This window comes from Paludibacterium denitrificans (assembly GCF_009707705.1).
Taxonomy (GTDB): Bacteria; Pseudomonadota; Gammaproteobacteria; order Burkholderiales; family Chromobacteriaceae; genus Paludibacterium_A; species Paludibacterium_A denitrificans.
Window position 1 is genome coordinate 528,946 of sequence record NZ_WLYX01000001.1, and the last position, 23,308, is coordinate 552,253.

Here is a 23,308-nt window from a genome sequence, read left to right on the forward strand (position 1 = left end):
GTTCATGCTGCTGCGCTTTGTGCTACTGCTGCTGTGGTTGCCCGCGGGCTGGCTGTATGCGGACACGCTCAATATTTGCTACCATTACGGCTGCTCGAAACATGCCTATTTCGAGATTTCCCCCGAGGCAGAACAGCGCCTGAGCACCCTGCTGGACAGTGCCAATTCCCCCGATAGCGAGCGTGAACGCGTCAAAGACGCGGTGGTCGAACTGTATCGGCAAGCCGGACAGAGCACGCCGGTCTGGCAGGACAAAGGCGGTAACGTCAATGATGGCCCGGTGGACGGCCGCATGGATTGCGTCGATCACAGCAGCAATGTCACCACGTTTCTGCGCTATCTGCAGGGCAAAGGCTGGCTCAAATACCATGTAACCGCCACCCCGCAGTGGCGCGCGCCCTGGATTGTCGACCTGCATTACACCGCCGTGCTGCATGATGCCACCACCGGTGACGACTGGGCGGTGGATAGCTGGTTCAAGGATTTTGGGGCGCCACCGGCGGTGGTGCCTCTGACTATATGGAAAGAAGGATACGCCCCGTGACGGGTAAAAAACGTATTGTTGTCGGCATGTCCGGCGGAGTGGATTCGTCAGTGACCGCCCTGGCTGTTGAAACAGCAAGGCCATGAAGTCATCGGCGTGTTCATGCAAAACTGGGAAGACGATAACGACAGCGAATACTGTTCCATCAAGGAAGACTCGCTCGATGCCATGAGCGTGGCCGACGTGGTGGGCATCGACATGGAAATCGTCAATTTCGCCAAAGAATACAAGGACCGGGTGTTTTCCTACTTCCTCAAGGAATATGCCGCCGGACGCACGCCCAACCCGGATGTGCTGTGTAATGCCGAGATCAAGTTCAAGGCATTTCTCGACTACGCCATGCAACTTGGCGCCGACTGCATCGCCACCGGCCACTATGCGCGCAAGCTGGAACGCGATGGCAAGCATTACCTGATGAAGGCGGTAGACAACACCAAGGACCAGAGCTATTTCCTGTATCGGCTGAATCAGTCGCAACTGTCCAAGTCCATTTTCCCACTTGGTGAGTTGCGCAAGACCGAGGTGCGCAAGTTGGCCGAACAGGCTGGCTTGCCCACGGCAGCCAAGAAAGACTCCACCGGTATCTGCTTCATCGGCGAGCGCCCTTTCCGCGAGTTTCTGCAACGCTACCTGCCTACGCAACCGGGCCAGATGGTGCTGCCGGACGGTAGCGTGGTGGGCGAACACATCGGCCTGATGTATTACACGCTGGGGCAACGCAAGGGGCTAAACATTGGCGGCAGCAAGGATGGTAGCGGCGAGCCCTGGTTTGTCGCGGGCAAGGATATTCCCGGCAACCGGCTGATCGTGGTGCAAGGTCACGACCACCCGCTGCTGCTAAAAACCACGCTCGACATGGCCGATCTGAGCTGGACGCTGGATGACGCGCTAAAAAGTGGCGACTATGCCGCCAAAACCCGCTACCGCATGGCGGATGCGCCCTGCACGCTGTCCACGGTGGTTGATGGACAAGCCACGCTGACGTTCCGCGATGCGCAATGGGCCGTCACGCCGGGCCAGTCTGCCGTACTGTACGACGGCGATATCTGTCTGGGCGGCGGCATCATCATGTAACGCTACCCAAACAAAAGGCCGGATCGATATCCGGCCTTTTTTGCATCCATGATCAGGATCTGAGCGGTAGCGGAGTCAGCGCACGCAGCCTGAGCGCCACCAGCATCAAAATCGTCAGCCCCAGTGCCGATAATGCCGGCAACGCCAACCCAGCCATCAAAGCGCCACATCAGGCCGGAAAACGACCCCAGCAAACTCGACCCGAGATAATACGCGGTCAAATAAAACGCCGATGCCAGAGCCTTGGCACGCAACGTGCGCCGCCCCACCCAGCTGCTGGCGACCGAATGCCCGCCAAAGAAGCCAAAGGTAAACAAGGCGATTCCCAACATCATCGGCAACAGATGGCTGGCCAGCGTCAGCGCCAGGCCAATGCCCATCAGCAGCACCATCACCCATAGCACATTGCGGCGACCAAACCGGTCGGCCAACCGCCCGACCCACGCCGATGACCACATGCCGACCACGTACAGCGAGAACACCAGCCCAAGCACACTGGGACGCAGATCATACGGCGGCGCCATCAGGCGATAGCCCAGATAATTGTACAAGCTGACAAAACAGCCCATCAGCAGGAAGCCGGACAAGAATAGCCACGGCAAACCGGCGTCACGCAAGTGACTGAGCACATCCTGACGCAGCTGGACGACATTGAGCTGGATCGGCTTGAAATGGCGCGAAGGCGGCAGACAACGACGAAACTCCCACGCGCCCGCCAGCCCGAGCAAGCCCAGCGTCAGGATCGCCGCACGCCAGCCGAAACCATCGGCCAGTACCGAGGCAAGAAACCGTCCGCACATGCCACCCAGCGCATTCCCGGCGATATACAGCCCCATGGAACGCCCCAGCGACATCGGGTCAACCTCTTCGCTCAGATACGCCATCGCCACCGCTTAAGCAAACCGGCCAGCGCAATGCCAAACAAACTGCGCAACAGCAAAAACTGCTGAAAACTGCTGGCAAACGAGGCCAGCACCATCAGGAGTGCCGCCAACACCAAGGCCGTATTCATCACCGGTTTTCGGCCAACCTTGTCCGCCAGCAAGCTGGCCGGAATCAGGCTGAGCGCCAGCCCGGTGGTCGACACCGACACCGCGCCACTGGCCATCGCTGCGACAGGTGGAAGTCGTGCGAAAACATCGGCATCAGCGGCTGGGTGCAATACAGCAGGGAAAAGGTGGCAAAACCGCCGACAAACATGGCGCGCGTGGTGGCTCGAAACGGCTGCGTACCGGCCTGCAGTTTTTCCTGCGGTACGGCCGGTGCCGCACAGGCTGCAACGGGCCGTTCACTCCTGCCCTGCTCCGCAGGGGTCACCAATGGCACCGGGCAAGACGACAGATCGGAAGGCATTACATCAATCCAGAAACAAGTGGGGATGTGGTCAAGCATAAGGCTTGGAACAACCGCAAGTACAATATATATTTATGGCTTGATTGATAGCTTATAAATATCAATGGAACTCCGCCATCTGCGCTACTTTGTGGCCGTTGCAGAAGAACTGCACTTCACCCGCGCCGCAGCACGGCTGCATATTGGCCAGCCGCCGCTCAGCCAGCAAATCCAGGGCGCTGGAAGCCGAACTTGGCGTGCCACTGTTTTGCCGCCACCAGCGCAAAGTGAGCCTGACCGAAGCTTACCAGCATTTTCTGCGGCGCGCGCGCAAGATACTGGCCGATACGCAGGATGCCGCCGACGAAGCACGCCGCGTAGCGCGTGGCGAACTGGGCGAACTGCGCGTCGGCTTCACCTCGTCATTACCGCTGGCGCCGATTTTGCTTAAGCCGCCCTGCACGCCTATCGCCATTCCTATCCGGACGTCACGCTTACCCTGCGCGAAATGTTCAGCTCGGACCAGTTCCCGGCTTTGCAACGGCAAGAACTGGATGTCGGCTTCGTGCGCTTTAGCGGCCTGAAACCGGCCGAACAGATTCGAGTGCGCGAATTACGCCGCGATCGTCTGCTGGTAGTCATCAACCAGCAGCATCCGCTGGCACACCAACCACAACTGTGGCTGCAACAGCTGCGCAACGAGCGGCTGATCTGCTACCCACGCACCGGCTACCGGGCTCAATACCGTGGTGCGGCAACTGTGTCAGCAACAACAGGTGGAATTGCGCATTGCGCAGGAAGCAGGCGAAGCCACCACGCAGATTGGTCTGGTGGCCGCCGGGCTGGGGATTGCCATCTTGCCATCACCGCTGGAATGCGTGCAGATCGCCGGGGTACGCTACATACCGCTGGCGGATGAGGGAGCCTATCTGGCCATGGGCGTTGCCACCCGCGAAGGGCAGGAATCGGCGCTGGTCAGCGGCTTTTTGCAGCAACTGTCGGCGGATAGCGCCTTGGCGGGATAACGATCAATACGCCGGGGCCAGCGGCTCGGCTTCATCCCACAGCCGCTGCCACTCGGTTTGATAGACGGCCGCCAAGGCCGGGACACGCCACAACACCAGCGCATTTTCAGCATTTTTGTTGGCTGCGGCGGCGGTGTAATTGAAACTGCCCAACTCCAGATGCTGGCCGTCCACCACGATAAACTTGTGGTGATGGATGGCGTAATGACCATTCAACCGCACCGGCACGCCCTGATTGGCAAGAAACGTCACGGCACTATAGGCCTTGCGGTTGTCCTTGCGATCCGCCACCACCTGCACGCTCACCCCGCGCTGCTGTGCGGCCAGCAGGGCCATCGCGACCGGCTTGCAGGAAAAGCCGTAAGCCGCCACCTGCACGCTGTGCTGCGCCGCACCAATCGCCGCCAGCACCACGTCCAGAGCGCCCCGATTGGGCGAAAACCCTACCTCAAATGCAGCACCGTTTGGCAGCGGGGTTTCGGCCAACACGGGAAACGGCAAGGCCAACAGCAGCCATAGCAAGCAATGTTTACACGATCGGAACATGGCGACGCACTCACAAAAAACCCGCCCGGGGCGGGTGGATCAGTTCAGAGTTCAACCGGGCGGTTATTCAGCTTGAGCTTGCCGGTTAGCCGGTGTGATCATAGCTGACGATTTCAAACGGATTGCCAAACGGGTCGCAAAATGAAATCGAGCAGAAAAACTGATGATTGCGCACCGAATCGCGGGCAATCGTTTCTCCGCTGCGCGTGGTCACCCGTTCCCCGGCTAGCTGATCGATCCATTCCAGAAAATCCTGCCCGCCCACCACAAACGCCACCGGGCCCGGCTCGCAAATCGGCACATCGGTTTCGCCAATGGCCAAACGCACGGTGCTGCTGGCGTTTACCAGCATGACCTCGTTGTGCGGCGCCGTTTGCGTTTGCTTGTAACGCGGATCCGCCACCAGTCCCAGCACGCGCTGATACCAGTTGATCGCTTTGGCCACGTCGGTGACGCGTATGTGGATATGATCAATCTTGCCAAGAGACAGCATTGCTTCCTCGTTACCGTTTAGTGCGGTGTTCAGTAAAAAATCCAGCCGACAGGCTTCCTGTCGCAAGCGCAGCGGGCCGACCACCTTCATCGTCATGATAAGGTCAGTATAACGGCATAGTTTTTCATTCTAGGCATCAATCCCCAGAAACATGCAAACTTATCGGCTCAGCATCGGCTTGAGATAGCGGCCGGTATGGCTGGCCGGGTTGGCCGCCACTTGTTCCGGCGTACCGCTGGCGATGATTTGCCCGCCGCCCGCGCCACCTTCCGGCCCCAGATCGATCAGCCAGTCGGCCGTCTTGATCACGTCCAGATTGTGCTCGATCACCACCACGGTATTGCCGTTTTCGCGCAGGCGATGCAATACCTGCAGCAGCAGGTCGATATCGTGGAAATGCAGGCCGGTCGTCGGTTCATCCAGAATGTAAAGCGTACGCCCGGTGTCGCGCTTGGACAGCTCCAACCCCAGTTTCACCCGCTGTGCTTCGCCTCCGGACAGCGTGGTTGCGCTTTGCCCCAGCCGGATATAGCCCAAGCCAACGTCCATCAGCGTTTTGAGCTTGCGTGCCACCGTCGGCACCACGCTGAAAAACTCCAGCGCCTGCTCCACCGTCATGTCCAGCACCTCATGGACATTCTTGCCTTTGTACTGCACTTCCAGAGTTTCGCGGTTATAGCGCTTGCCGTGGCACACGTCGCACGGCACGTAAACGTCCGGCAAAAAGTGCATTTCCACTTTGATAACGCCATCGCCCTGACACGCTTCGCAACGCCCGCCTTTGACGTTGAAACTGAAACGCCCCGGCCCATAACCGCGTTCACGCGAGAGCGGCACGCCAGCAAACAGTTCACGAATCGGCGTGAACAGGCCGGTATAGGTGGCCGGATTGGAGCGCGGCGTGCGGCCAATCGGGCTTTGATCGACGTTGATCACCTTGTCCAGTTGCTGCAACCCTTCGATGTCATCAAACGGTGCTGGGCTATCGCTGGCGCCGTTGAGTTCGCGCGCCGCAATCTTGTACAGCGTATCGTTGATCAGCGTGGACTTGCCGGACCCGGACACACCGGTGATGCACACCAGCATGCCCAGCGGCAAATCGAGGGTGACGTTTTTCAGGTTGTTGCCGCTGGCGCCCTTGAGTTTGAGCATGCGTTCCGGGTTCAGCTCGCGCCGCCCGCCCGGCATGGAAATGGTGCGGCGGCCCGACAGGAACGCACCGGTGACCGAATGTTCATCCGCCGCCACTTCGGCTTAAGCGTCCCGGCGACCAGCACATGCCCGCCATGTTCGCTTGAGCGCCCGGCCCCATATCGACCAGATAATCCGCCGCCCGGATGGCATCTTCATCGTGTTCGACCACGATCACGCTGTTACCCAGATCACGCAGCCGCAACGTGGCCAGCAGGCGGTCGTTGTCGCGCTGGTGCAAGCCGATGGACGGTTCATCCAGCACGTACATCACACCGGTCAGGCCGGAGCCGATCTGGCTGGCCGGGCGGATACGCTGTGCTTCGCCCCCCGACAGGGTATCGGCAGAACGTGACAGGTTGAGGTAATCCAGCCCGACATTATTGAGAAACGACACCCGCTCGCGGATTTCCTTGACGATCTTCTCCGCCACCGCCTGCTTCTGCCCGGAGAACTCAAGTTGGCCGAAAAAGGCTTCGGTTTCCTTCAACGGCAGCTGATTGATGTTGTACAAGGTGCGGCCACCGACAAACACATGGCGCGCCTCCAGCCGCAAACGCGAGCCATGGCAATGCGGACACACCTGATTGTTCTGATACTTGGCCAGCTCCTCGCGCACCGCGGTCGAATCGGTTTCGCGGTAGCGCCGCTCCAGATTGGGCAAGATGCCTTCAAACGGATGGGCGCGCGAAAACTTGGTGCCCTTTTCCGACAGATAGGTAAATTCGATGCTCTCACGCCCGGAACCATGCAGCACTACGTGCCGTACCCGCTCGGGCAAGTCTTCAAAAGACAGGTCGAGCGAAAAACCATAATGGTCGGCCAACGCCTGCAGCATCTGGTAATAGAACTGGTTACGCTTGTCCCAGCCCTTGATGGCGCCAGCACCCGTGCTCAGTTCCGGATGTGCCACCACGCGGGAGGGATCGAAGAACGTGATCTCGCCCAGACCATCGCACTTGGGACAGGCGCCCATCGGATTGTTGAAGGAAAACAGCCGTGGTTCCAGTTCCGGCAAGCTGTAGCTGCACACCGGGCAGGCAAACTTGGCAGAAAACCAGTGTTCCTTGCCACTGTCCATTTCCACCGCAATCGCCCGGCCTTCGGCATGACGCAATGCAGTTTCGAAGCTTTCGGCCAACCTCTGTTGCATGTCCTCACGCACCTTGAGGCGATCCACTACCACCTCGATGGTGTGCTTCTTGTTCTTGTCCAGCGCCGGGATGGCATCCACTTCATACACTTCGCCATCCACCCGCACCCGCACAAAGCCCTGCGCGCGCAGATCATCGAACAGGTCCAGATTCTCGCCCTTGCGCCCCATGATCACCGGCGCCGGGATCATCACCTTGGTTGCCTCCGGCAAGGCCAGCACATGGTCCACCATCTGGCTGACGGTTTGCGACGCCAGCGGTACGCCGTGTTCCGGGCAATGCGGCTCGCCAACGCGGGCAAACAGCAAGCGCAGGTAATCGTGAATTTCGGTGACAGTACCGACGGTCGAACGCGGGTTGTGGCTAGTGGCTTTCTGCTCGATGGAAATCGCGGGGCTCAAGCCCTCGATCAGATCGACATCCGGCTTTTCCATCAGTTGCAAAAACTGACGAGCATAAGCCGACAGGCTTTCCACATAGCGTCGCTGGCCTTCGGCATAAAGGGTATCGAAAGCCAGTGACGATTTGCCCGAGCCAGACAGCCCGGTAATGACAATCAGCTGATTGCGCGGCAAATCCAGATTGATGTTCTTGAGATTATGCGTCCGTGCGCCACGAATGCGGATGGTGTCCATATCAGCGCCAGTTACTCAGTGAGTCGGGGAACCTGATAATATACCCGACTTAATGAGGTTTACTCCACCTGCATCTGCGTGTCAACGCATCTGGCAGGCCGCCGTTCAGCTTGATACCCCCACCATTACAATCATAAGCTGACAATGAATTCGCTAGAGTTACGTGCCAGCCCTGGGTCTGGCAGGCGTCTATGCCCTACGGATGCTGGGCATGTTCCTGATCTTGCCGGTGTTTGCCCTGTACGCGCAGACACTGCAAGGTGCCCACAACCACACCCTGATCGGTTTTGCCCGGGTAGCTACGGCCTGACCCAGGCCCTGCTGCAACTGCCGCTGGGCATGCTGTCCGACAAGGTTGGCCGAAAAAAAGTGATCTACGCCGGTTTGGTGCTGTTTGCCATCGGTAGTTTCGTCGCCGGTGCCGCCCACGACATCACCATTCTGACCATTGGCCGCACCATTCAGGGCGCTGGCGCCATCTCCGCCGCCATTACCGCCCTGCTGGCCGACCTCACCCGTGAAGAAAACCGCACCAAAGCCATGGCCATGATCGGCATGAGCATCGGTACCACCTTTGCCGTCAGCCTGGTGCTCGGCCCGCTGCTGGCGCAATACATCGGCGTCAACGGCATCTTTGATCTCACCGGCGTGCTGTCGCTGATGGCGCTGGTTGGCGTCTGGCTGCTGATTCCCAATCCAGCCGTCTCGCGTTTTCACTCCGACACGGAAGCCAACACCGCGCGCCTGCTTACCGTGCTGAAAAACCGCGAACTTTCACGGCTCAACTACGGCATCTTTGCCCTGCACGCCTCGCAAATGGCCATGTTCGTCACCATCCCGTTTGCCCTGATCAAAACCGCCGGGCTCGACAAATCCCATCACTGGGAAGTGTATCTGCCCGTCGTCACCATCGGCTTCCTGCTGATGGTGCCCGCCATTATCTATGGCGAGAAAAAGGCCAAACTCAAGCAGGTATTCGTCGGCGCCGTCGCCCTCATGGCCGCCGCCCAGCTAGGCATGGCACTGGCGCTCGACAGCTTCTGGCTCATCGTAATCTGGCTGGCGCTGTACTTCATCGCCTTCAATATTCTGGAAGCCACGCTCCCTTCGCTGATTTCCAAGATCGCCCCGCCAGATGCCAAAGGCACCGCCATTGGCGTGTATAATACCGCGCAATCATTTGGCCTCTTCCTCGGCGCCGCCGCCGGAGGCTGGTTATATACCCACTACGGCCCCACTGGCGTGTTCGGATTTACCAGTCTGCTGATGCTATCCTGGCTGCTGATGTCCCTGACCATGGCACCGCCGAGCGCCGTGCGTTCCGTCATGTACCAGATCGGCGAAAGCTGGCAAGGTAATGCCCAAACCCTGTCACAGGATTTGACTACCATCCGTGGCGTCACCGAAGCCATCGTGGTACTGGAAGACCGGGTGGCATATCTCAAGGTAGCCCAGCGAGGCTGGGACGAAGAGGCCGTAAAACAACTTATCCAGGAGACCTTCTGAATGGCATCCGTCAACAAAGTGATTCTTGTCGGCAATCTGGGCCGTGACCCGGAAGTGCGTTACATGCCGTCCGGCGACGCCATTGCCACCCTGTCCGTGGCCACCACCGACACGTACAACAACAAGCAAACCGGCCAGCGTGAAGAGCTGACCGAATGGCACCGTGTCGTGTTCTTTGGCAAAACAGCCGAAGTTGCAGCCCAATACCTGAAAAAAGGCTCGCAAGTGTACGTGGAAGGTTCGATCCGTACGCGCAAATGGCAGGACAAAGAAACCGGCCGAGGACCGTTACAGCACGGAGATTCGTGGAGATCGCATGCAAATGCTGGGTGGTCGTAACAGCGGCGGCAGCTCCGCTCCGATGGAAGGTGGCGACGACTACGGCTATAGCGCCCCGGCACCACGCCAGTCGGCACCAAGCAATCCGCCCGCCGCCCCGCGCCGCCAAGAGCCGAAACAGGCGCCGAAGCTGGACGACATGGATGATGACATCCCGTTTTAATTTACACCTGCGATCTAAACTGTAAAGTTTCACCCTAGAGCCCTGCAGCAGCAGGGCTCTTTTCATTTTTACACTGTTCAGAAGAATTTGATTGCCACGAACAAGTGGGGACTGAAAAAGTTATCAACGCACGTCATCTAAGCTCACATCATCCACTCAATAACGCGGACCCACTGCGAATATCCGCTGCTACCAAGTATCTGGGCTCGTGTTACCGCCCAGACAGCCGAATTGAGTCAGATCAACAATGCGGAGGAGAAACAATAGCGGTGATTCACCTTTTCTGCCGGATGATGCTATCTTCCCACTCATGAAAGCCTTGTATCGCATCCTGTTCATGATCCTTCTTGCTCTCCCGGCACTGAATGTGCTGGCGGCAAGTATTGACCTGAACATGATGGACACAATGACCATGCCTGCGACTTGTATGGCGCATGAAAGCCATGTTTCTTGCCATCCGATACTGGCAAGCAAAAGTGTGGCACACCCTGCCAACGTAAAATCACAGCATGAAACGCTGTGTTGTCATGGCAGCTGCCAGTTTTGCATTCCTTCGCTTCCCGCCGCCGCAGGCTTGGATTGTCACCCCCGTTGTGCCAGTTGGCATTTTTGTCCCCACGCTACCCGGCAAGCTTGCCGGTATCACAATTTCTCCGCCCCATCGTCCTCCTTCATTGGCCTGATAGGCCGTTCCAACACACCGGTGTAGCGCCGGTTATTCGAATTAATGTCATCCATCGAAGGAGAGCCGTTATGGCTACTATCCGTACGCATATTCTCGCCACAATGCTGGCCGCCGTCAGCACATCCGTCTTCGCTTCCGTACCTGCCACGGTATACAAGAGCCCGACTTGCGGCTGCTGTGAAGCTTATATCCGTTATCTCAAGCAGAATGGTTTCGATGTCACCGCCATCAATCGCGACGATATGCAGCCGATCAAACAGCAAATGAATGTCACACCGGGTTTGGGCAGTTGCCACACCGCGAAGATCGGGCGTTACACCATAGAGGGCCATGTTCCCGTTGCCGCGATCAAGAAACTTATTGCCAGCAAAGCTGATGTGGTAGGGCTGGCTGCGCCCGGAATGCCGTTGAATAGCCCCGGCATGGGAGAAGAGAAACCCGGTACGCTGGCCATCTATACCATGACCAAAGACCATCGTACCGGCGTGCTGTTTGGTCGCTTCTAAACGATAGACTCAGCCGGGGTGCCGCTGCAACAGCGGCATCCCGGACGTAACAGGGAGTTATCCGTGATAGCTATCCCAAAAAACATAGCTTCCCAGCAGAACCAGAAACAGACCAAACATGCTTTTCAGGGTTTTTGAATCCAGCTGGCTGACCCAACGCGCACCAAACCAGCTGCCAATCAGCAACGACACGGCAATCAGCAAGGCCGCCTTGAAATTGACTTCGCCCTGCCGGTAATACTCGAGTACCGCCAGAATGCCAACCGGCGGCAACAGAATCGCCAAACTGGTTCCTGTTGCCATTTTCTGGGTGAAACCGGCACCATAAATCAGGGCCGGAACAATCAGAACGCCACCGCCGATACCAAATAGACCAGACAAGATCCCGGCACTCAGACCAATCAATACAAACACCATACTATCCATAAAAGCGACTCCGCACGTTTATCGGCTGCATGAGTCGGAACGCATCGCTTCGGCCAACGTTGACAGAGTTGGCCGAAGCGCAAGCGGAGCAAATCGGGAATAGCTCCGGATTGGCGAATAACGGTTGGTGATCTTCCGGTTTTTCCTCAAAATGGGCTTGTCCTGCTGGCGTTGCGACACCGTTGTGGCGCTAGCCCGGTACCTCCAATTTTTCAGGACCCACCATGCTCTATCTTTACACTGCCCAAGATACCGAACAGTTAGCGTCACTCTTGCGTGATGCCCTACCCGGAGTTGATGTGGCCGTGTGGCCGACACAAGTGGATCGCGCCAAGGTTCGCTATGTTGCAGTCTGGAACCCGCCCGACGATTTTTTTGCCGGGTTTCCGCAGCTTGAAGCGGTCTTTGCCTTGGGAGCCGGTGTTGATCGTCTGGTTAGCCGCACGGATCTTCCGCCACATGTTCCGATCATCCGCCTTGTTGACGGCCGGCATGGCGCAGCAAATGTCAGAATACGTGTTGTACGGGGTGTTGCGCCACCAGCGCCATTTTGATCTTTACCAACAGCAACAGGAGCACGGTAACTGGCAGCCACTACCGCCAAAGTCAGCGCATGAAGTGCGCGTAAGCGTGCTGGGGCTAGGGGCGCTGGGGGCTGAGGTAGCCAAAACGCTAGCCGGGTTCGGCTATGCCGTGTCCGGCTGGAGCCGCCGACCCAAGAACTTACCGGGGATTGATTGCTACCATGGTCCGGAAGGATTGGCCTTGCTGCTGACCAGAACCGACGTATTGGTAGGTATGTTGCCCTCAACCCCGGCAACACGTGGGCTGCTCGACCAGCAGCGATTATCGCAACTGCCGCGCGGGGCGACGTTGATCAATGTGGGACGGGGCGACCAGCTGGACGAACAGGCATTGCTCCAGCTACTGGAAAGCGGACATTTGCGTTTTGCCCAACTCGATGTCTTTGCCAACGAACCTCTGCCAGCGGAAAGTCGTTTGTGGCGCCGCAATGACGTTGCCATTACCCCTCACATCGCAGCCGCCACGCTGTATCAACCGGCGGTGACGCAAATTGCCAACAACCTGCAGGCGCTGTCGCGCGGTGAAGTACCGGCAGGACTGGTTGATCGCACACTCGCCTACTAACCCCACGATAACAAGCTGACAACAGGCAGCACTGTTGTTATTTGATGCCGGTAAGGCGCGGCCAGACTGGCTGCCGTGTGCACTTACCACCGATCAGTTCTTACGGAAGGCTGGCAGGGTGTTGAATACCATGCTGCTAGCAACAGGCCAGCTGCGCCCGGTGCCGGGCGGCGATATCGACAAACGCCTGCGCAGCCGGTGATAGCCGGTCAAACTTCAAGGCGGCCAAGGCAATCTCCCTCGGTCTGGGCGGTTGCAGACGGCGGTAGACAACTCCCGCCGGAGGCTCAGGCAAGGCCATGCGGGCGGCAATCGTCACGGCCTCGCCTTGTGCCACAAAGCCCATCATCGAGGTCAATTGCTCAAAGCGGAACAGTGTTTTGGGAACAGCACCCTGAGCGGACAGGAACTGGTCGATATGTGGACCGGAACCAGCAGAGGTACGGATAAATGGCAGGCCATGAAAATCCCCAGCTGAAATGGCCGAGCGGGAAGCCAGCGGGTGGACCGCAGGCAACACCGCAACCAGCTCATCCGTTACCAATGGCAAGGTGTCAAAGCGCTCATCGGGCAACACCACGAAGCCAAGCTCAACGCGTCGTTCCAGTAACCATTGCACCACCACGTCATCCACCACCTCATCAATCTGCACTTCCACTAAAGGATGAGCTTGCTGAAAGTGGGCCAGTAGCACAGGCAATAACCGCAGTGAGGACGTCGCCCCAAACGAGGCAATGCGCAGCGTACCGCGGGCAATGCCTCGCTCCAGATGAGCTTCCTGCTGCAGGGCCTCTTTTTGTTGCAAGATGTCATTGGCACGAATCACGGTAAGCTTCCCTCATCGGTCAATGCCACCACGCCGCCATCGCGACTCAGCAGGCTGACGCCCAGTTCGGTTTCCAGTTGCTTGATGGCATGGCTGACCGCGCTTTGTGTGATGCCCAAAGCAATCGCCGTGCGGGAGAAGCTCCCCACTTTGGCCAGAGCCGAGAAGATTTCCAGTTGCGTGAAAGTCATGAGCTTTTACTCATTCGACGATTAATCAGAACAAGCGGATAGTACCGCGCTTATGAACGCTTCTCGCTATTCCACACATTTGGCGCTGGTAGGTATGGCCGCCTTGTGGGGCGCCTCCGGCCCTGGGGCGTATCGTTGCACAGGCCATGCCGCCGCTAGCCGCTGCCTGCCTGCGTTTTCTGCTCGCGAGCATCGTCCTTGTTCTGTGGCTGCAGCGGAGTGGACGCATGGGAACACTGCGTGCGCTCAACGCCCGCCAGTGGGCCGGATTGGGGTGTGCATCCGCCGTGGGGGTGCTGGGTTATTCCATCTTTTTTTTACTGGCACTGAAAAGCGTCCCAGCTAATACAAGGCAGCCATGGTGGTTGCCCTTAATCCTGTACTGACCTTGCTCTTTGCCGTACTGCTGTTCCATGAGGCCGTGAATGGGGTGATGTGCCCGGGTGTGGTACTGGCGGTGACAGGAGCGCTGTATGCCCTCAGTGGTGGCTCGATGACAGCCTTGCAGCCGAGGCCAATCAGGGACCGGGGAAATGTTGCTGCTGGGATGTGCGGCATGTTGGGTGGGCTACACCCTGATTGGCTGCATGGTACTGATCACGGTTGATGCGCTCACCACCACCGCCGTCACGGCCACCATCGGTGCCGGGCTATTGTTCATCGCCAGCATGGTACTGGAAGGTCCGGCCAAATGGCTGGCATTAGCGGCGGCGCTTACTACGGCCTGGTACAGCATCTTTGCACTGGCCTTTGGCGCAACGGCGTTGGCCTACGCGTGGTATTTGCAGGGGGTAAAGGTATTAGGCGCTGGCGCTGCCGCCGCCTATATGTCACTGGTACCGTTGTTTGGCCTGCTGTTTTCCGGGTTCTGGCTGGGTGAACCGTTTACCGCCTCATTATTACGCGGCGGTGCATTAGCCATCGTTGGCATGTTGTTGATGAATCTTGGCCGTGCAGGGCTGACGAAACGTCCTACCAGAACGAGTCACTGAGCACGGCAACCGCGATTCGGCCCGGGACTGCGCAAGCGAATACCACCACCAGAGAAGCCAAGTGATTCTTATGACCGGCTTTTTTCTTGCTCATCTACCGCTCCCCGCACTGCAAACGCTCAACCAGCAGCTGTCAGCTGACAGGCAAATGGCTCTGCTTTGCTGATGCCCCCCCTCCTCCATGCATGCGGCAAAAGATGTATTGGACCGTACAATTAACGAGCCAATGACATTCTTACCGAGGATTAGTAATTAATTCATTTAAATGACATCTTTAGCTTGCCATCTGCATCATACTGACAATAGAATTTTCTCAATATTCATTCATCAACTAATGCCAAATGAATTATTCGTGTGACTTTAAATTGATAACACAATCCATTTAAAGACATAAACCCATATGGAGAATAAACACCGTAGCAGGAGTTTTTAATACTCCCAATTCAAAAATTTAATATATCCGTGTAGACAGCCTGTAGATATTCTTTTCCTTGCGCCCAATTCTTTAGAAGGCTCAACTTATGAGCACACCGCTTCCGTATCGCAATGGCAATGAAGTAAAACTGCTCCCTGACGAATTAATCGTCACCAAGACCGATCCAACCGGACATATTAGCTATGCAAACAGGGTTTTTATGCGCATTGCGGAATATCCGGAGGATGCATTACTTGGCAAACCTCACAATATTATTCGTCACCCGGATATGCCACGCGGTGTTTATCGGCTGATGTGGAAAACATTACAGGCTGAACAAGAATTCTTTGGTATAGTCAAAAACTACACGGCCACAGGTAACTATTATTGGGTATTGGCAAATGTCACGCCCGATTATGGACAGAATCATAAATTGGAAGGTTATTACTCGGTCAGACGCCCACCTTCCCGTAGCGCCATCGATGCCATCATCCCGATTTATGAGCAAATGCGACAAATCGAGGCGAAAGAAAGCAAAGCCAGTGCCCCGGATGTTTCCATGCAGTGGCTGCTGGATGAGATGAAAAGGCGCGAGATCAGCTACGAGCAATTCGTGCTGCAACTGAATGGACTGACCCCGGCGTCCCAAGGGAGGACAAAATGAGCGGCTCCCGTAAATATCCTCCGTTCCTGCGAACGCAAATACTCTACTGGCTGGTGGCGTTTAACGCGCTCATGGTGATTTCTACGCTGACAGACTGGTTGTTGCCTGATAGCTGGCATGTGCCACTCGGACTGGTTTTGACCGGGCTGGGAATCGGCATTTCCAGTTATCTGTGGATCAACATGCGCCGGATTTTCAAACTGCTGATTTCGCTGAACGAGCAATTGAGCATTGCTTGTACCGGTGAGTTTCATCACCGTGCGGTCAACACCCGCGCCATGGGTGAAGTGGGGATGGTGGCCCGGCAACTGAATGATTTTCTTGATCTTGTTGAAACCTATTTCAAGGAAATCAATACCTGCTTTAATCGTGTCAGCCATGGCGATTATAGCTTAGCGCCCGCTGAATCAGGGCTTGCCGGGGCGGATGTCCGAATCGCTGGGGCATATGGGACAGGCCATTCAATCGATGGAAGACAACAACGCATTTGTCCGCCGCAACAGCCTGTCTTCCCGTTTGACTGCACTCAACAACCCGCACTTGCGCAGCAACCTGTCGGGCAGCCGGGCCGATTTGTCGGAAATCAGCCGGGCCATGGACAAGGTGGCGGAGATTACTCAAGCCACGGCCAGTGGTGCGCGTGAAAGCCCTGGACAGTGCCGTACAACTTTCCGGCCAGCTGGATACGATCGTGCATAGCGTGAGCAGCATGAATGAGGCCAGCGAGGCTCTGGCCAGCGAATGGCAAGGGATTGAAAGTTCGCTGGCTGATATTTCGTCCATTGCCGATCAAACCAATCTGCTGGCGCTGAATGCGGCGATTGAAGCGGCACGCGCAGGGGAAAGCGGGCGTGGCTTTGCCGTGGTGGCGGATGAAGTGCGCAAGTTGGCCGAACGCAGCAAAGACACCGCCAATCGCGTGCAAAACGTGTTGGGCACGTTGTCGAGCCGTATCGACGCGATGCAGCAAAAGGCGGGTGATGCTTAGGCGGCGTGGCACATAGCGTGAAAGATTCGGTGGAATCGTTCCGTCATCGCTTCGAAAGCCCTGGCGACTCATTCGGATCAGGTACTCAGCCGGGTCGTGCGTGTGCGCGATAAATCGCAGACCTCATTGCAGAAAATCGGCCATGTCATGCGCAAGCAGCTGACCTACAACGCGCTGGAAGAGGGCAAGCTGCTGCCGATGAGCCATGATCTGGCCACTTGGCGGCAAGGCGAAGGCGCGGCCGATTTTGGCATGACCCGCACCTTTGCCGAATTGGTCAAACCGGAAGAGCAGATCAAGCGTCATGTGGACGTGGCGCTGACGGCCGCCACGCAAGACGAGCTGAACGAGGAGCTGATCCTCGCCGAAATGACCGCGCTGGAAGAACAGAGCGATAAACTGCTGGCGCTGTTTGACCAGATCGTCGAGGAAAAGCACGCGCGCTGATCATGCCGCGCACCGGCTTCTAGCACGCACCGCCAGCACCATTCACACCAATGGGGTGCTGGCGCGCCCTAGCCGGTCACGTACATGCCGCCGAGGCCGCTTCGTCTGGCGGCATTTCAATTACGATCCAGTCGCTACCGCTCAATTCAGCCTGATGCAGCGTGGCGTAAATCTGGCTGGCATAGCCGTTGGGATCCGCTTAAGCACTCGTTGCCAGAACGTGGTGCATGGCGGTGGCTGCAAACCGATATAGGCACATCGCCCAGCAGGCGCCTGCGTGATCCAGTGCTGGCGTTCGGCCAACTCAAAGCGATAACACGGTAGACGCGGAGCATAGTGTGAACTGAGCGCCCCCGGCACTCTGGGGGTCGCCGCCACCGCGGACGGAGCCTCAACCAGTGGCAGAAAATCTGCCAGTTGCCGGGCGGTAATGCAGCCGGGGCGCAGGATACGGGCCTCGGGTCCGGACAAATCCAGAATGGTGGATTCCACCCCAAAACGGCACTCGCCGCCATCCAGCACCGCATCAATCCGCCCTTCCATGTGACGTTGCACGTGCTCGGCGCAGGTGGGGCTGATATGGCCAAAAGGGTTGGCCGAAGGCGCAACCACCGCGCACCCCAGCCTATCCAGCACGGCCTGAAACTGCGGATGCACGGACCAGCGGATGGCAATGGTGTCCTGACCACCGGTAATCAGGCGCGAGACATCAGGCGCGGCGGGCAATACCAGCGTCAGCGGGCCGGGCCAGAACGCTTCGGCCAACTGGTAAGCCACTGCTGGAATCCGGCACGCCCAACGCGTCAGATGCGCCAGTGCCGGGATATGCACGATCAGAGGGTGATCCGCCGGGCGCCCCTTGGCAGTGAAAACACTGGCGATGGCACGAGGGTTTTCTGCACAGGCAGCCAGCCCGTACACGGTTTCGGTAGGTAACGCGACCAGCCCGCCCTGTTGCAGTAACTGCGCGGCGCGATCGATACCTTGCTGATTGGAGATCAGGTAGTCCATCAGAATTTTTCAAGAAAGGCAGACAGCCACATGGCAAGACGCCATCGACTGTCTGCACAGGTCATCAGACAAGCCGTTGCCGACAAAACGGCGGAACAGGCAAAACCGGGCGACCGGGCTTACAACGCGGCAACATGCCATTCCCCGTCATGCCACTGCTCTACCCCACCTTCGGCGATGCGGTACAGGTGTAACCAGCCGTTGCCGATCAGGCGGGCCACTTCCGGCTGCTGCGAAAGCGCCAAGGCAATCAGCGCGGCGGGCGCATCCAGACACACCGCCAGACGCAATGGTTGATGCCGCCAGTGCTGGCCGTCATGCACGGACTGCCGGGAAAGGCCAATGCGCAGGTCGCCGCTATTGCCCTCGAACACTCCGATACGTCCGCCCACCACGTTATGCAGCAATTTGTTGCCGCTGCCAAAACGCTTGGTATCCACCACCGAGCCGAAGTACTGCATGTTGATCCAGTGCGCCACCATCAGCGGCCCGGCCAGAATGCCGGTCAGCCGCCGGGCATCCGGGTCTTGCCGCCAGACGTATTCGTGCAGGAAGGCACGGCCGTGTAAATCCAGCGCGGCGGTACGCGCGCGCGGGGCGGCGATAAAGAACGCATTATTGGCCAGCCCCCATTCCGGCCGGGTTTCCGCCCAGTGGTGGCCTTTTTGCCGCAACCGGGCCAGCAGTTCGGCATCGTTCATGCCTGCCGGTACGCCATCTTTCCCGGCCCGGCGCGCCCGCGCCGCCGCTTCCACCTGATCCAGTAACGGTCTCAGTTCTTGTGCCCGTTGACGTTGCGGTGCAGTCAGCACCGGGCTTTGCAAAACGTGCAGTTCATCGCTATGTGTCAAATGCAGGCTAGGCAAGAACACCGTGTCGGGCGGAATGGGTAAACCCGCTGCCGCCAGCCCGCTGCGGACATTTGCCTGTTGCAGCCACTCGCTGAGCAACAACACATGCAAGTGGCCGCCATGACCGCCACAGGCACCACATTGCAATGCCGAAGCCTGCGGATTATTGCTGCTGTGACTGGCGTGGCCGACCAGCAACACGGTGCGGGGAAACGTTTTCCCCAACCCCATCGCAGGCAAAATCGTACTCAGCGCGGCAACGATGGCCGGGGTATCCAGTTGTCGTCCGGCAGAAATCACCGCATGGTCGTTATCGTTCAGCCACGGATCGACTTCGGCCAACGAGGCGCGCGCCTTGCTGGGGAAAACCTTACGCAACAGTTTGCCCGCCTTGACCAGACCGGTACTTTCCACCAGCGTAAAGGACGAGAGCGGCGCCCGCTGGAACTGTCCCCATTCGGCCAACCCCTTGCCTTCCGATGGCACCACGGCTTCCCAGCGTGGCGCCAGCAGCCCCGGCAGCCGCGCTTGCGCCCGGCTTCACCGGCAAAGCGGATGGCGACGGGTAAACCAAAGAAACCGGCAAATCCCGCCGTACTGCTGTCCGGCACTACCTGCTCCAGCGCGCGCCGCATCGGCTCGGAACGCACATCAATACAAAACACCGCATGCAGCGCATGGCCCACTGTGCCCGGCTCGGCGGACTGACGCGGCAGCTGTGCCAGCACTGGCGCATGGGTGGCCAACTCGGCCGCGCGTTGCCAGATCAGGCCGCGGCGGCACGAAATGGCCGCCTGCGGTGTGGCAGACCAGCCAGTCTGCCAGCGCTGCCAGAGGCTGCCAACACCACGCTCGCCATCATCCAGCAGATATTCCCGTGCCAGCTGTATGGCCAGCAGTTCTGGCAATACCGGGCTGGATTTGTCGTTTAGTTCGGCCTGCCATTGCAGGTAACGACACCACGCTGCCCAGCCGCTGTTACGCAGCAACAAACTGTAGAACCAGTCGATCAGCCATGGCCCGGCGGGTTGCAAGCAGTCAATCGCCAGCGGGAACAGCGCCTCATGGCTTTGCGGCAAGCTTAAGCAATCTTCTGCTGCAACTGGCGCTGCAGCCCGACATCCTGACTGGGTACCGGTTGCACCGACATTTCGGCCAACCATGCCTGATACATGCTGCGATCACGCTCCGGTTGCCAGTCAGCCTGATCTCGGTCAAACCAGGCCGCACAAAACTGGCTGATTTGCTGCTGCACCACCTGACGCCAGTTCTGCATCCCGGCGTGCCCGGCCGGATCGGTACGGTAATCGCTCATCAATAACGGCGACTCGCCCGTTGCCCCATCGGGGGTCTGTGCCAGCCATTGCTCCACGGCAATGGATTGGTAAACCTCCCGCAACGCCGAGCTCACATGGTGATCAGTGATTCCGCCTGTTGCGTATTGACGGCGATATTCCGCCTCATCCAGATGCAGATGGCTATGGGCCAGATGGCTCAGGCAGGCTTCAGCCTGTGGGAACGTCATGTCCCGCAGCCCCCAGTACGGTGAACTGGCCAGCAGGCTGTCCAATGGCCAACTCGGTGCAATCCGGCCAGCCGCTGTCGTCACCGCCCCTTTCCAGTTCAGATCAGGCTTTCTCATGGGCCACTCCCTTCATCATGCCGGGCACGCCAAAGCGGGGATTTTGCGGAACACGGCCAGAGGTGGTAAGACGCACCCACCATTCATCCAGATACAAACCGCCAAACGCCATGGCATACAGGCGCTGGCTGAGCGGGCTGTCAGGATGGCGCACCAACCATGCCTGCATCAGGTACAGCGCGGCAAAAAACACCACCACCAGCAGCTGACACGACAACGGCACGCTGAAGCGCCATCCAGCTGGATGGCTGCAAACAGGGTATGCAGTAGCAGATAGGCCTGACACAGCAGCAAAGCCAGCACACCGCCGCGCCAGTGCAAACACAATGGCGCCAAGCCCAGCCCGATCACCACCACCAGCAGCATGGGCGGACGCACCGGATGCGCCAAACCCCAAGACCACAGTTGCAGACTGCCTACCAGCAGCGCCGAGGCCAATGACACCGCTGGCAAGATAACGCCAGCCATCATGCGGTAACGCCGCAACCGGCTGCCGGATCGTGACGCGCACCTGGCTGCCGGACGTCAAAAAGGCATGCGCCTTGTAAAGGGAGTGAGCAATCAGGTGCAACAGTGCCAGCGAATATTGGCCCGTGCCGCATTCCATCAACATGAAGCCCATCTGCGCGCAGGTGGACCATGCCGAGCGCAACTTGATACTGATCCGCGTCAGCATCACCCAGCAGGACAACGCCGCCGTCACCCCGCCCCAGATCGTCAGTAACCACGAGGCAGCCGGAGCAGCCGTCCACAGTTCGGCCAACTTGATCAACACCATCCCGCCCAGATTCACCACCCCGGCGTGCAGCAGTGCCGACACCGGCGTGGGCGCCTCCATCACCTGCGTCACCCAGCCATGGAACGGCAACTGGGCGGTTTTGATCAACACGCTCACCACCACCAGCACGGCGCCAACGACACGGCCCGCCTGTTGCACCGGCTCCGCCAGCGCCACGCCCGCCTCGGCAAAACGCAGCGATCCTACCGACCAGATAATCGCCAACGCCCCCAGCAGCAAACACAGTTCGGCCAACCTGCTGGCCACCGCCTCACGCCGGGCGGCAATACACGCCTGCGGGCGAGCAGGATAAAAGGTCAACAAGCTATGCAAGGCACGGCTGGTCACAGCCCAGCCCAACAGCAAAGTTGCCCAATCGCCACTGGCCACCACCAGAGTTGAACCAAACAGCAACCAGCCCACCGCCTTGAGAAAACGCGCCTGCCCGCCCTCGCCATTCAGGTAACGCACGGAAAAACGCAGGATGACCCACACCAATAACTGGATCAGTAATTGAAACAGCAAGGCAGGCTGGATACCTTCAACAGCCATCAGCCCAAGTGCCACAACCGCACCGGCTGCCGCACTGGCCATGGCCATCCACCAGTGACGTGCCAACGACGGCGTGCCTAGCGCAGGCAACAGCCACAGCAACGCAATCAGTGCATGTGCAGGGAGAAAAAACATAAGACACCATGCCAAAGTGGAAACACTGGCACTATGCCCCGCCAATCATGTTCGGTAAAATACATTAATAGTGACAAATCGATCTATTTTATAGAATGATCAACCGCCTCAACTATCATCACCTGTATTACTTCTGGCGCGTAGCGGCAGAAGGCCACCTCACCCGGACGGCCGAACGCCTGCATATTTCGCAATCCGCCCTGTCAGCGCAAATCCGCCAGCTGGAAGAACAACTGGGCACGCCGTTGTTCTTGCGCGAAGGGAAAAAACTTCTGCTGACCGAAACCGGAGCCTCCGTGCTGCGCTACGCCGAAGCCATTTTTGCGCTGGGTAATGAACTGCTATCCGCCACCACCGGGCGTGATGCCGCACACGGCGGCCAGTTGCGCATCGGCAGCGTTTCCACGCTATCGCGCAACTTTCTGGAGAACTTTGTTCATCCGGTACTCAGCAAGCCGGAAGTCAAACTGATCCCCGGAGGCCGGTGGGCTGGAGGAACTGCTCAACAGGCTCAGCGGCTACGAACTGGATGTGGTACTGAGTAACCGCCCGGTCATTGCCGATGACAAGCACCCGTGGCGCTGCCGCACGCTGGCAAAACAAGAGGTCTGCCTGATCGGGCCACCCGGACTGATCGAAGGCCACTTCGATCTGGACACGGCCCTCACCCGTTATCCGCTGGTGGTGCCCAGCGCCAAGAGCGAAATCCGCGTGCGTTTTGACTTGCTGTGTGAACAGCACGGCATCGAACCGCAAATCCGTGCAGAAGTAGACGACATGGCCACCTTGCGACTGTTGGCCCGCGACTCCAACGCCATGGCGCTGATTCCGGCCATCGTCGTCAAAGATGAGCTAAGCAAGGGCCTACTGGAAAAATACGGCTCGGTAAAAGGCGTGGAAGAAACCTTCTATGCCATCACGGTAAAACGCCGGTTTGAAAGCCCGCATCTGCAAGGGCTGTTCCAGCTGTTTTCCATGCCGGGTTAAGCAGCCCCGTGCAATTCCGGCGACTGAACTGGTCATGGCGCGGGAGGATGATGCGGAGGCA

The 23,308-nt window shown here is 58.3% G+C and carries 26 protein-coding genes and 6 pseudogenes; 18 read left to right on the forward strand and 14 right to left on the reverse strand.

The window, feature by feature from the left end; genetic code table 11:
* Positions 1–4 precede the first annotated feature (4 nt).
* Both GKE73_RS03720 and mnmA read left to right on the forward strand, forming a co-directional pair.
* Positions 5–544 (forward strand): hypothetical protein, encoded by a 540-nt coding sequence (locus tag GKE73_RS03720; RefSeq protein WP_230369154.1) that lies wholly within the window; start codon positions 5–7, stop codon positions 542–544.
* Positions 520–1,618, forward strand: a pseudogene (mnmA, locus tag GKE73_RS03725) (tRNA 2-thiouridine(34) synthase MnmA). Before GKE73_RS03720 ends, mnmA begins: the two are co-directional and overlap by 25 nt.
* A gap of 2 nt (positions 1,619–1,620) precedes the next feature.
* On the opposite strand, the gene GKE73_RS22380 reads toward mnmA, so the two are convergent.
* From GKE73_RS22380 to GKE73_RS03740, 3 genes are read right to left on the reverse strand one after another with little or no spacing between them, the layout of a single operon-like run.
* Entirely contained in the window at positions 1,621–2,502 is an 882-nt protein-coding gene (locus GKE73_RS22380; protein WP_280954736.1) for an MFS transporter, read from the reverse strand.
* Positions 2,490–2,705 (reverse strand): MFS transporter, encoded by a 216-nt coding sequence (locus GKE73_RS22385; RefSeq protein WP_312854351.1) that lies wholly within the window; start codon positions 2,703–2,705, stop codon positions 2,490–2,492. Before GKE73_RS22385 ends, GKE73_RS22380 begins: the two co-directional genes overlap by 13 nt.
* A complete protein-coding gene (locus GKE73_RS03740; RefSeq protein WP_230369155.1) occupies positions 2,675–2,971 on the reverse strand; it encodes a hypothetical protein in 297 nt (98 codons plus the stop codon). Before GKE73_RS03740 ends, GKE73_RS22385 begins: the two co-directional genes overlap by 31 nt.
* A 103-nt stretch (positions 2,972–3,074) precedes the next feature.
* Here GKE73_RS03740 and GKE73_RS25335 point away from each other — a divergent pair, with 103 nt between their 5' ends.
* The 3 genes and pseudogenes from GKE73_RS25335 to GKE73_RS25345 all read left to right on the forward strand — a co-directional run bounded on the left by GKE73_RS25335 (position 3,075) and on the right by GKE73_RS25345 (position 3,975).
* Positions 3,075–3,401: a LysR family transcriptional regulator gene (locus tag GKE73_RS25335; RefSeq protein ID WP_230369156.1), complete on the forward strand. Its 327-nt coding sequence runs from the start codon at positions 3,075–3,077 to the stop codon at positions 3,399–3,401.
* Positions 3,402–3,458: 57 nt separating this feature from the next.
* A pseudogene (locus GKE73_RS25340) lies at positions 3,459–3,614 on the forward strand (LysR substrate-binding domain-containing protein); the annotation flags it as partial.
* Between the two features lie 82 nt (positions 3,615–3,696).
* Complete coding sequence (locus GKE73_RS25345; protein WP_376767269.1) at positions 3,697–3,975, forward strand: LysR substrate-binding domain-containing protein; 279 nt, start codon at positions 3,697–3,699, stop codon at positions 3,973–3,975.
* Positions 3,976–3,978: 3 nt separating this feature from the next.
* Here the strand turns inward: GKE73_RS25345 and GKE73_RS03755 are convergent, their stop codons facing one another.
* The 3 genes and pseudogenes from GKE73_RS03755 to uvrA all read right to left on the reverse strand — a co-directional run bounded on the left by GKE73_RS03755 (position 3,979) and on the right by uvrA (position 7,994).
* Positions 3,979–4,521, reverse strand: a complete 543-nt coding sequence (locus tag GKE73_RS03755) for a phospholipase D family nuclease (protein WP_230369157.1) — start codon at positions 4,519–4,521, stop codon at positions 3,979–3,981.
* An 85-nt stretch (positions 4,522–4,606) separates the two neighbouring features.
* Positions 4,607–5,110 carry a VOC family protein gene (locus tag GKE73_RS03760; protein WP_230369158.1) on the reverse strand — a complete coding sequence of 168 codons (504 nt, stop codon included), beginning with the start codon at positions 5,108–5,110 and terminating at the stop codon, positions 4,607–4,609.
* A gap of 63 nt (positions 5,111–5,173) precedes the next feature.
* Positions 5,174–7,994 (reverse strand): annotated as a pseudogene (gene uvrA, locus GKE73_RS03765) (excinuclease ABC subunit UvrA).
* A 144-nt stretch (positions 7,995–8,138) separates the two neighbouring features.
* On the opposite strand from uvrA, the pseudogene GKE73_RS03770 reads away from it, so the two are divergent.
* The 3 genes and pseudogenes from GKE73_RS03770 (at position 8,139) to GKE73_RS03780 (ending at position 11,193) form a co-directional block, all read left to right on the forward strand.
* Positions 8,139–9,500: pseudogene (locus tag GKE73_RS03770) on the forward strand (MFS transporter).
* Positions 9,501–10,002, forward strand: a pseudogene (gene ssb, locus GKE73_RS03775) (single-stranded DNA-binding protein).
* Between the two features lie 753 nt (positions 10,003–10,755).
* Complete coding sequence (locus GKE73_RS03780) at positions 10,756–11,193, forward strand: DUF411 domain-containing protein (protein WP_230369159.1); 438 nt, start codon at positions 10,756–10,758, stop codon at positions 11,191–11,193.
* 57 nt (positions 11,194–11,250) lie between these two features.
* Here GKE73_RS03780 and GKE73_RS03785 read toward each other — a convergent pair whose 3' ends face one another.
* Positions 11,251–11,619 (reverse strand): sulfite exporter TauE/SafE family protein, encoded by a 369-nt coding sequence (locus GKE73_RS03785; RefSeq protein WP_312854352.1) that lies wholly within the window; start codon positions 11,617–11,619, stop codon positions 11,251–11,253.
* Between the two features lie 423 nt (positions 11,620–12,042).
* On the opposite strand from GKE73_RS03785, the gene GKE73_RS03790 reads away from it, so the two are divergent.
* Positions 12,043–12,768 (forward strand): 2-hydroxyacid dehydrogenase, encoded by a 726-nt coding sequence (locus tag GKE73_RS03790; RefSeq protein WP_230369161.1) that lies wholly within the window; start codon positions 12,043–12,045, stop codon positions 12,766–12,768.
* 136 nt (positions 12,769–12,904) lie between these two features.
* On the opposite strand, the gene GKE73_RS03795 is transcribed toward GKE73_RS03790, so the two are convergent.
* Complete coding sequence (locus GKE73_RS03795) at positions 12,905–13,594, reverse strand: LysR family transcriptional regulator substrate-binding protein (protein WP_230369162.1); 690 nt, start codon at positions 13,592–13,594, stop codon at positions 12,905–12,907.
* The gene (locus GKE73_RS03800; protein WP_230369163.1) at positions 13,591–13,785 is read right to left on the reverse strand and encodes a LysR family transcriptional regulator; all 195 of its coding nucleotides are present in this window, start codon (positions 13,783–13,785) and stop codon (positions 13,591–13,593) included. The genes GKE73_RS03795 and GKE73_RS03800 overlap by 4 nt, the downstream gene beginning before the upstream one ends.
* A 131-nt stretch (positions 13,786–13,916) precedes the next feature.
* Here GKE73_RS03800 and GKE73_RS03805 point away from each other — a divergent pair, with 131 nt between their 5' ends.
* The 7 genes and pseudogenes from GKE73_RS03805 to GKE73_RS03835 all read left to right on the forward strand — a co-directional run bounded on the left by GKE73_RS03805 (position 13,917) and on the right by GKE73_RS03835 (position 17,291).
* On the forward strand, positions 13,917–14,171 hold the full coding sequence (locus GKE73_RS03805; RefSeq protein ID WP_446686348.1) for an EamA family transporter: 255 nt from the start codon (positions 13,917–13,919) through the stop codon (positions 14,169–14,171).
* Positions 14,144–14,392: a hypothetical protein gene (locus GKE73_RS03810; RefSeq protein WP_230369165.1), complete on the forward strand. Its 249-nt coding sequence runs from the start codon at positions 14,144–14,146 to the stop codon at positions 14,390–14,392. Before GKE73_RS03805 ends, GKE73_RS03810 begins: the two co-directional genes overlap by 28 nt.
* Positions 14,319–14,777: an EamA family transporter gene (locus GKE73_RS03815; RefSeq protein ID WP_230369166.1), complete on the forward strand. Its 459-nt coding sequence runs from the start codon at positions 14,319–14,321 to the stop codon at positions 14,775–14,777. The genes GKE73_RS03810 and GKE73_RS03815 overlap by 74 nt, the downstream gene beginning before the upstream one ends.
* A gap of 521 nt (positions 14,778–15,298) precedes the next feature.
* Positions 15,299–15,856, forward strand: coding sequence for a PAS domain-containing protein (locus tag GKE73_RS03820; protein ID WP_230369167.1), 558 nt, complete (start codon positions 15,299–15,301; stop codon positions 15,854–15,856).
* Positions 15,853–16,500, forward strand: a complete 648-nt coding sequence (locus GKE73_RS03825; protein ID WP_230369168.1) for a hypothetical protein — start codon at positions 15,853–15,855, stop codon at positions 16,498–16,500. The genes GKE73_RS03820 and GKE73_RS03825 overlap by 4 nt, the downstream gene beginning before the upstream one ends.
* Before the next feature lie 2 nt (positions 16,501–16,502).
* A pseudogene (locus tag GKE73_RS03830) lies at positions 16,503–16,755 on the forward strand (methyl-accepting chemotaxis protein); the annotation flags it as partial.
* Positions 16,756–16,946: 191 nt separating this feature from the next.
* Positions 16,947–17,291 carry a hypothetical protein gene (locus tag GKE73_RS03835; RefSeq protein WP_230369169.1) on the forward strand — a complete coding sequence of 115 codons (345 nt, stop codon included), beginning with the start codon at positions 16,947–16,949 and terminating at the stop codon, positions 17,289–17,291.
* A gap of 141 nt (positions 17,292–17,432) precedes the next feature.
* Here the strand turns inward: GKE73_RS03835 and GKE73_RS03840 are convergent, their stop codons facing one another.
* The 5 genes from GKE73_RS03840 to GKE73_RS03850 all read right to left on the reverse strand — a co-directional run bounded on the left by GKE73_RS03840 (position 17,433) and on the right by GKE73_RS03850 (position 22,260).
* Positions 17,433–18,302 carry an L-threonylcarbamoyladenylate synthase gene (locus tag GKE73_RS03840; RefSeq protein WP_230369170.1) on the reverse strand — a complete coding sequence of 290 codons (870 nt, stop codon included), beginning with the start codon at positions 18,300–18,302 and terminating at the stop codon, positions 17,433–17,435.
* A gap of 119 nt (positions 18,303–18,421) precedes the next feature.
* Positions 18,422–19,567 carry a putative inorganic carbon transporter subunit DabA gene (locus GKE73_RS22400; RefSeq protein ID WP_312854539.1) on the reverse strand — a complete coding sequence of 382 codons (1,146 nt, stop codon included), beginning with the start codon at positions 19,565–19,567 and terminating at the stop codon, positions 18,422–18,424.
* A complete protein-coding gene (locus tag GKE73_RS22405) occupies positions 19,471–20,232 on the reverse strand; it encodes a putative inorganic carbon transporter subunit DabA (protein ID WP_280954740.1) in 762 nt (253 codons plus the stop codon). Before GKE73_RS22405 ends, GKE73_RS22400 begins: the two co-directional genes overlap by 97 nt.
* A 2-nt stretch (positions 20,233–20,234) precedes the next feature.
* The gene (locus tag GKE73_RS22410) at positions 20,235–20,795 is read right to left on the reverse strand and encodes a putative inorganic carbon transporter subunit DabA (RefSeq protein ID WP_280954741.1); all 561 of its coding nucleotides are present in this window, start codon (positions 20,793–20,795) and stop codon (positions 20,235–20,237) included.
* Positions 20,782–22,260 (reverse strand): NADH-quinone oxidoreductase subunit L, encoded by a 1,479-nt coding sequence (locus tag GKE73_RS03850; RefSeq protein ID WP_280954742.1) that lies wholly within the window; start codon positions 22,258–22,260, stop codon positions 20,782–20,784. The genes GKE73_RS22410 and GKE73_RS03850 overlap by 14 nt, the downstream gene beginning before the upstream one ends.
* A gap of 95 nt (positions 22,261–22,355) precedes the next feature.
* On the opposite strand from GKE73_RS03850, the gene GKE73_RS03855 reads away from it, so the two are divergent.
* A complete protein-coding gene (locus GKE73_RS03855) occupies positions 22,356–22,805 on the forward strand; it encodes a LysR family transcriptional regulator (RefSeq protein WP_230369172.1) in 450 nt (149 codons plus the stop codon).
* Positions 22,792–23,247 carry a LysR family transcriptional regulator substrate-binding protein gene (locus GKE73_RS03860; RefSeq protein ID WP_230369173.1) on the forward strand — a complete coding sequence of 152 codons (456 nt, stop codon included), beginning with the start codon at positions 22,792–22,794 and terminating at the stop codon, positions 23,245–23,247. Before GKE73_RS03855 ends, GKE73_RS03860 begins: the two co-directional genes overlap by 14 nt.
* Positions 23,248–23,308 lie beyond the last annotated feature (61 nt).

Excerpts from the sequence above, each read along its gene's own strand:
- GKE73_RS03825 (WP_230369168.1), top strand. The coding sequence starts at position 15,853 with ATGAGCGGCTCCCGTAAATATCCTCCGTTCCTGCGAACGCAAATACTC.
- GKE73_RS03840 (WP_230369170.1), bottom strand. The coding sequence starts at position 18,302 with ATGGACTACCTGATCTCCAATCAGCAAGGTATCGATCGCGCCGCGCAG.
- GKE73_RS03720 (WP_230369154.1), top strand. The coding sequence starts at position 5 with ATGCTGCTGCGCTTTGTGCTACTGCTGCTGTGGTTGCCCGCGGGCTGG.
- GKE73_RS25335 (WP_230369156.1), top strand. The coding sequence starts at position 3,075 with ATGGAACTCCGCCATCTGCGCTACTTTGTGGCCGTTGCAGAAGAACTG.
- GKE73_RS03800 (WP_230369163.1), bottom strand. The coding sequence starts at position 13,785 with ATGACTTTCACGCAACTGGAAATCTTCTCGGCTCTGGCCAAAGTGGGG.
- GKE73_RS03815 (WP_230369166.1), top strand. The coding sequence starts at position 14,319 with ATGTTGCTGCTGGGATGTGCGGCATGTTGGGTGGGCTACACCCTGATT.
- GKE73_RS03820 (WP_230369167.1), top strand. The coding sequence starts at position 15,299 with ATGAGCACACCGCTTCCGTATCGCAATGGCAATGAAGTAAAACTGCTC.
- GKE73_RS03760 (WP_230369158.1), bottom strand. The coding sequence starts at position 5,110 with ATGACGATGAAGGTGGTCGGCCCGCTGCGCTTGCGACAGGAAGCCTGT.
- GKE73_RS03780 (WP_230369159.1), top strand. The coding sequence starts at position 10,756 with ATGGCTACTATCCGTACGCATATTCTCGCCACAATGCTGGCCGCCGTC.
- GKE73_RS03755 (WP_230369157.1), bottom strand. The coding sequence starts at position 4,521 with ATGTTCCGATCGTGTAAACATTGCTTGCTATGGCTGCTGTTGGCCTTG.
- GKE73_RS03810 (WP_230369165.1), top strand. The coding sequence starts at position 14,144 with ATGGTGGTTGCCCTTAATCCTGTACTGACCTTGCTCTTTGCCGTACTG.
- GKE73_RS03740 (WP_230369155.1), bottom strand. The coding sequence starts at position 2,971 with ATGCCTTCCGATCTGTCGTCTTGCCCGGTGCCATTGGTGACCCCTGCG.
- GKE73_RS22380 (WP_280954736.1), bottom strand. The coding sequence starts at position 2,502 with ATGGCGTATCTGAGCGAAGAGGTTGACCCGATGTCGCTGGGGCGTTCC.
- GKE73_RS03855 (WP_230369172.1), top strand. The coding sequence starts at position 22,356 with ATGATCAACCGCCTCAACTATCATCACCTGTATTACTTCTGGCGCGTA.
- GKE73_RS03785 (WP_312854352.1), bottom strand. The coding sequence starts at position 11,619 with ATGGATAGTATGGTGTTTGTATTGATTGGTCTGAGTGCCGGGATCTTG.
- GKE73_RS03850 (WP_280954742.1), bottom strand. The coding sequence starts at position 22,260 with ATGTTTTTTCTCCCTGCACATGCACTGATTGCGTTGCTGTGGCTGTTG.
- GKE73_RS22410 (WP_280954741.1), bottom strand. The coding sequence starts at position 20,795 with ATGAGAAAGCCTGATCTGAACTGGAAAGGGGCGGTGACGACAGCGGCT.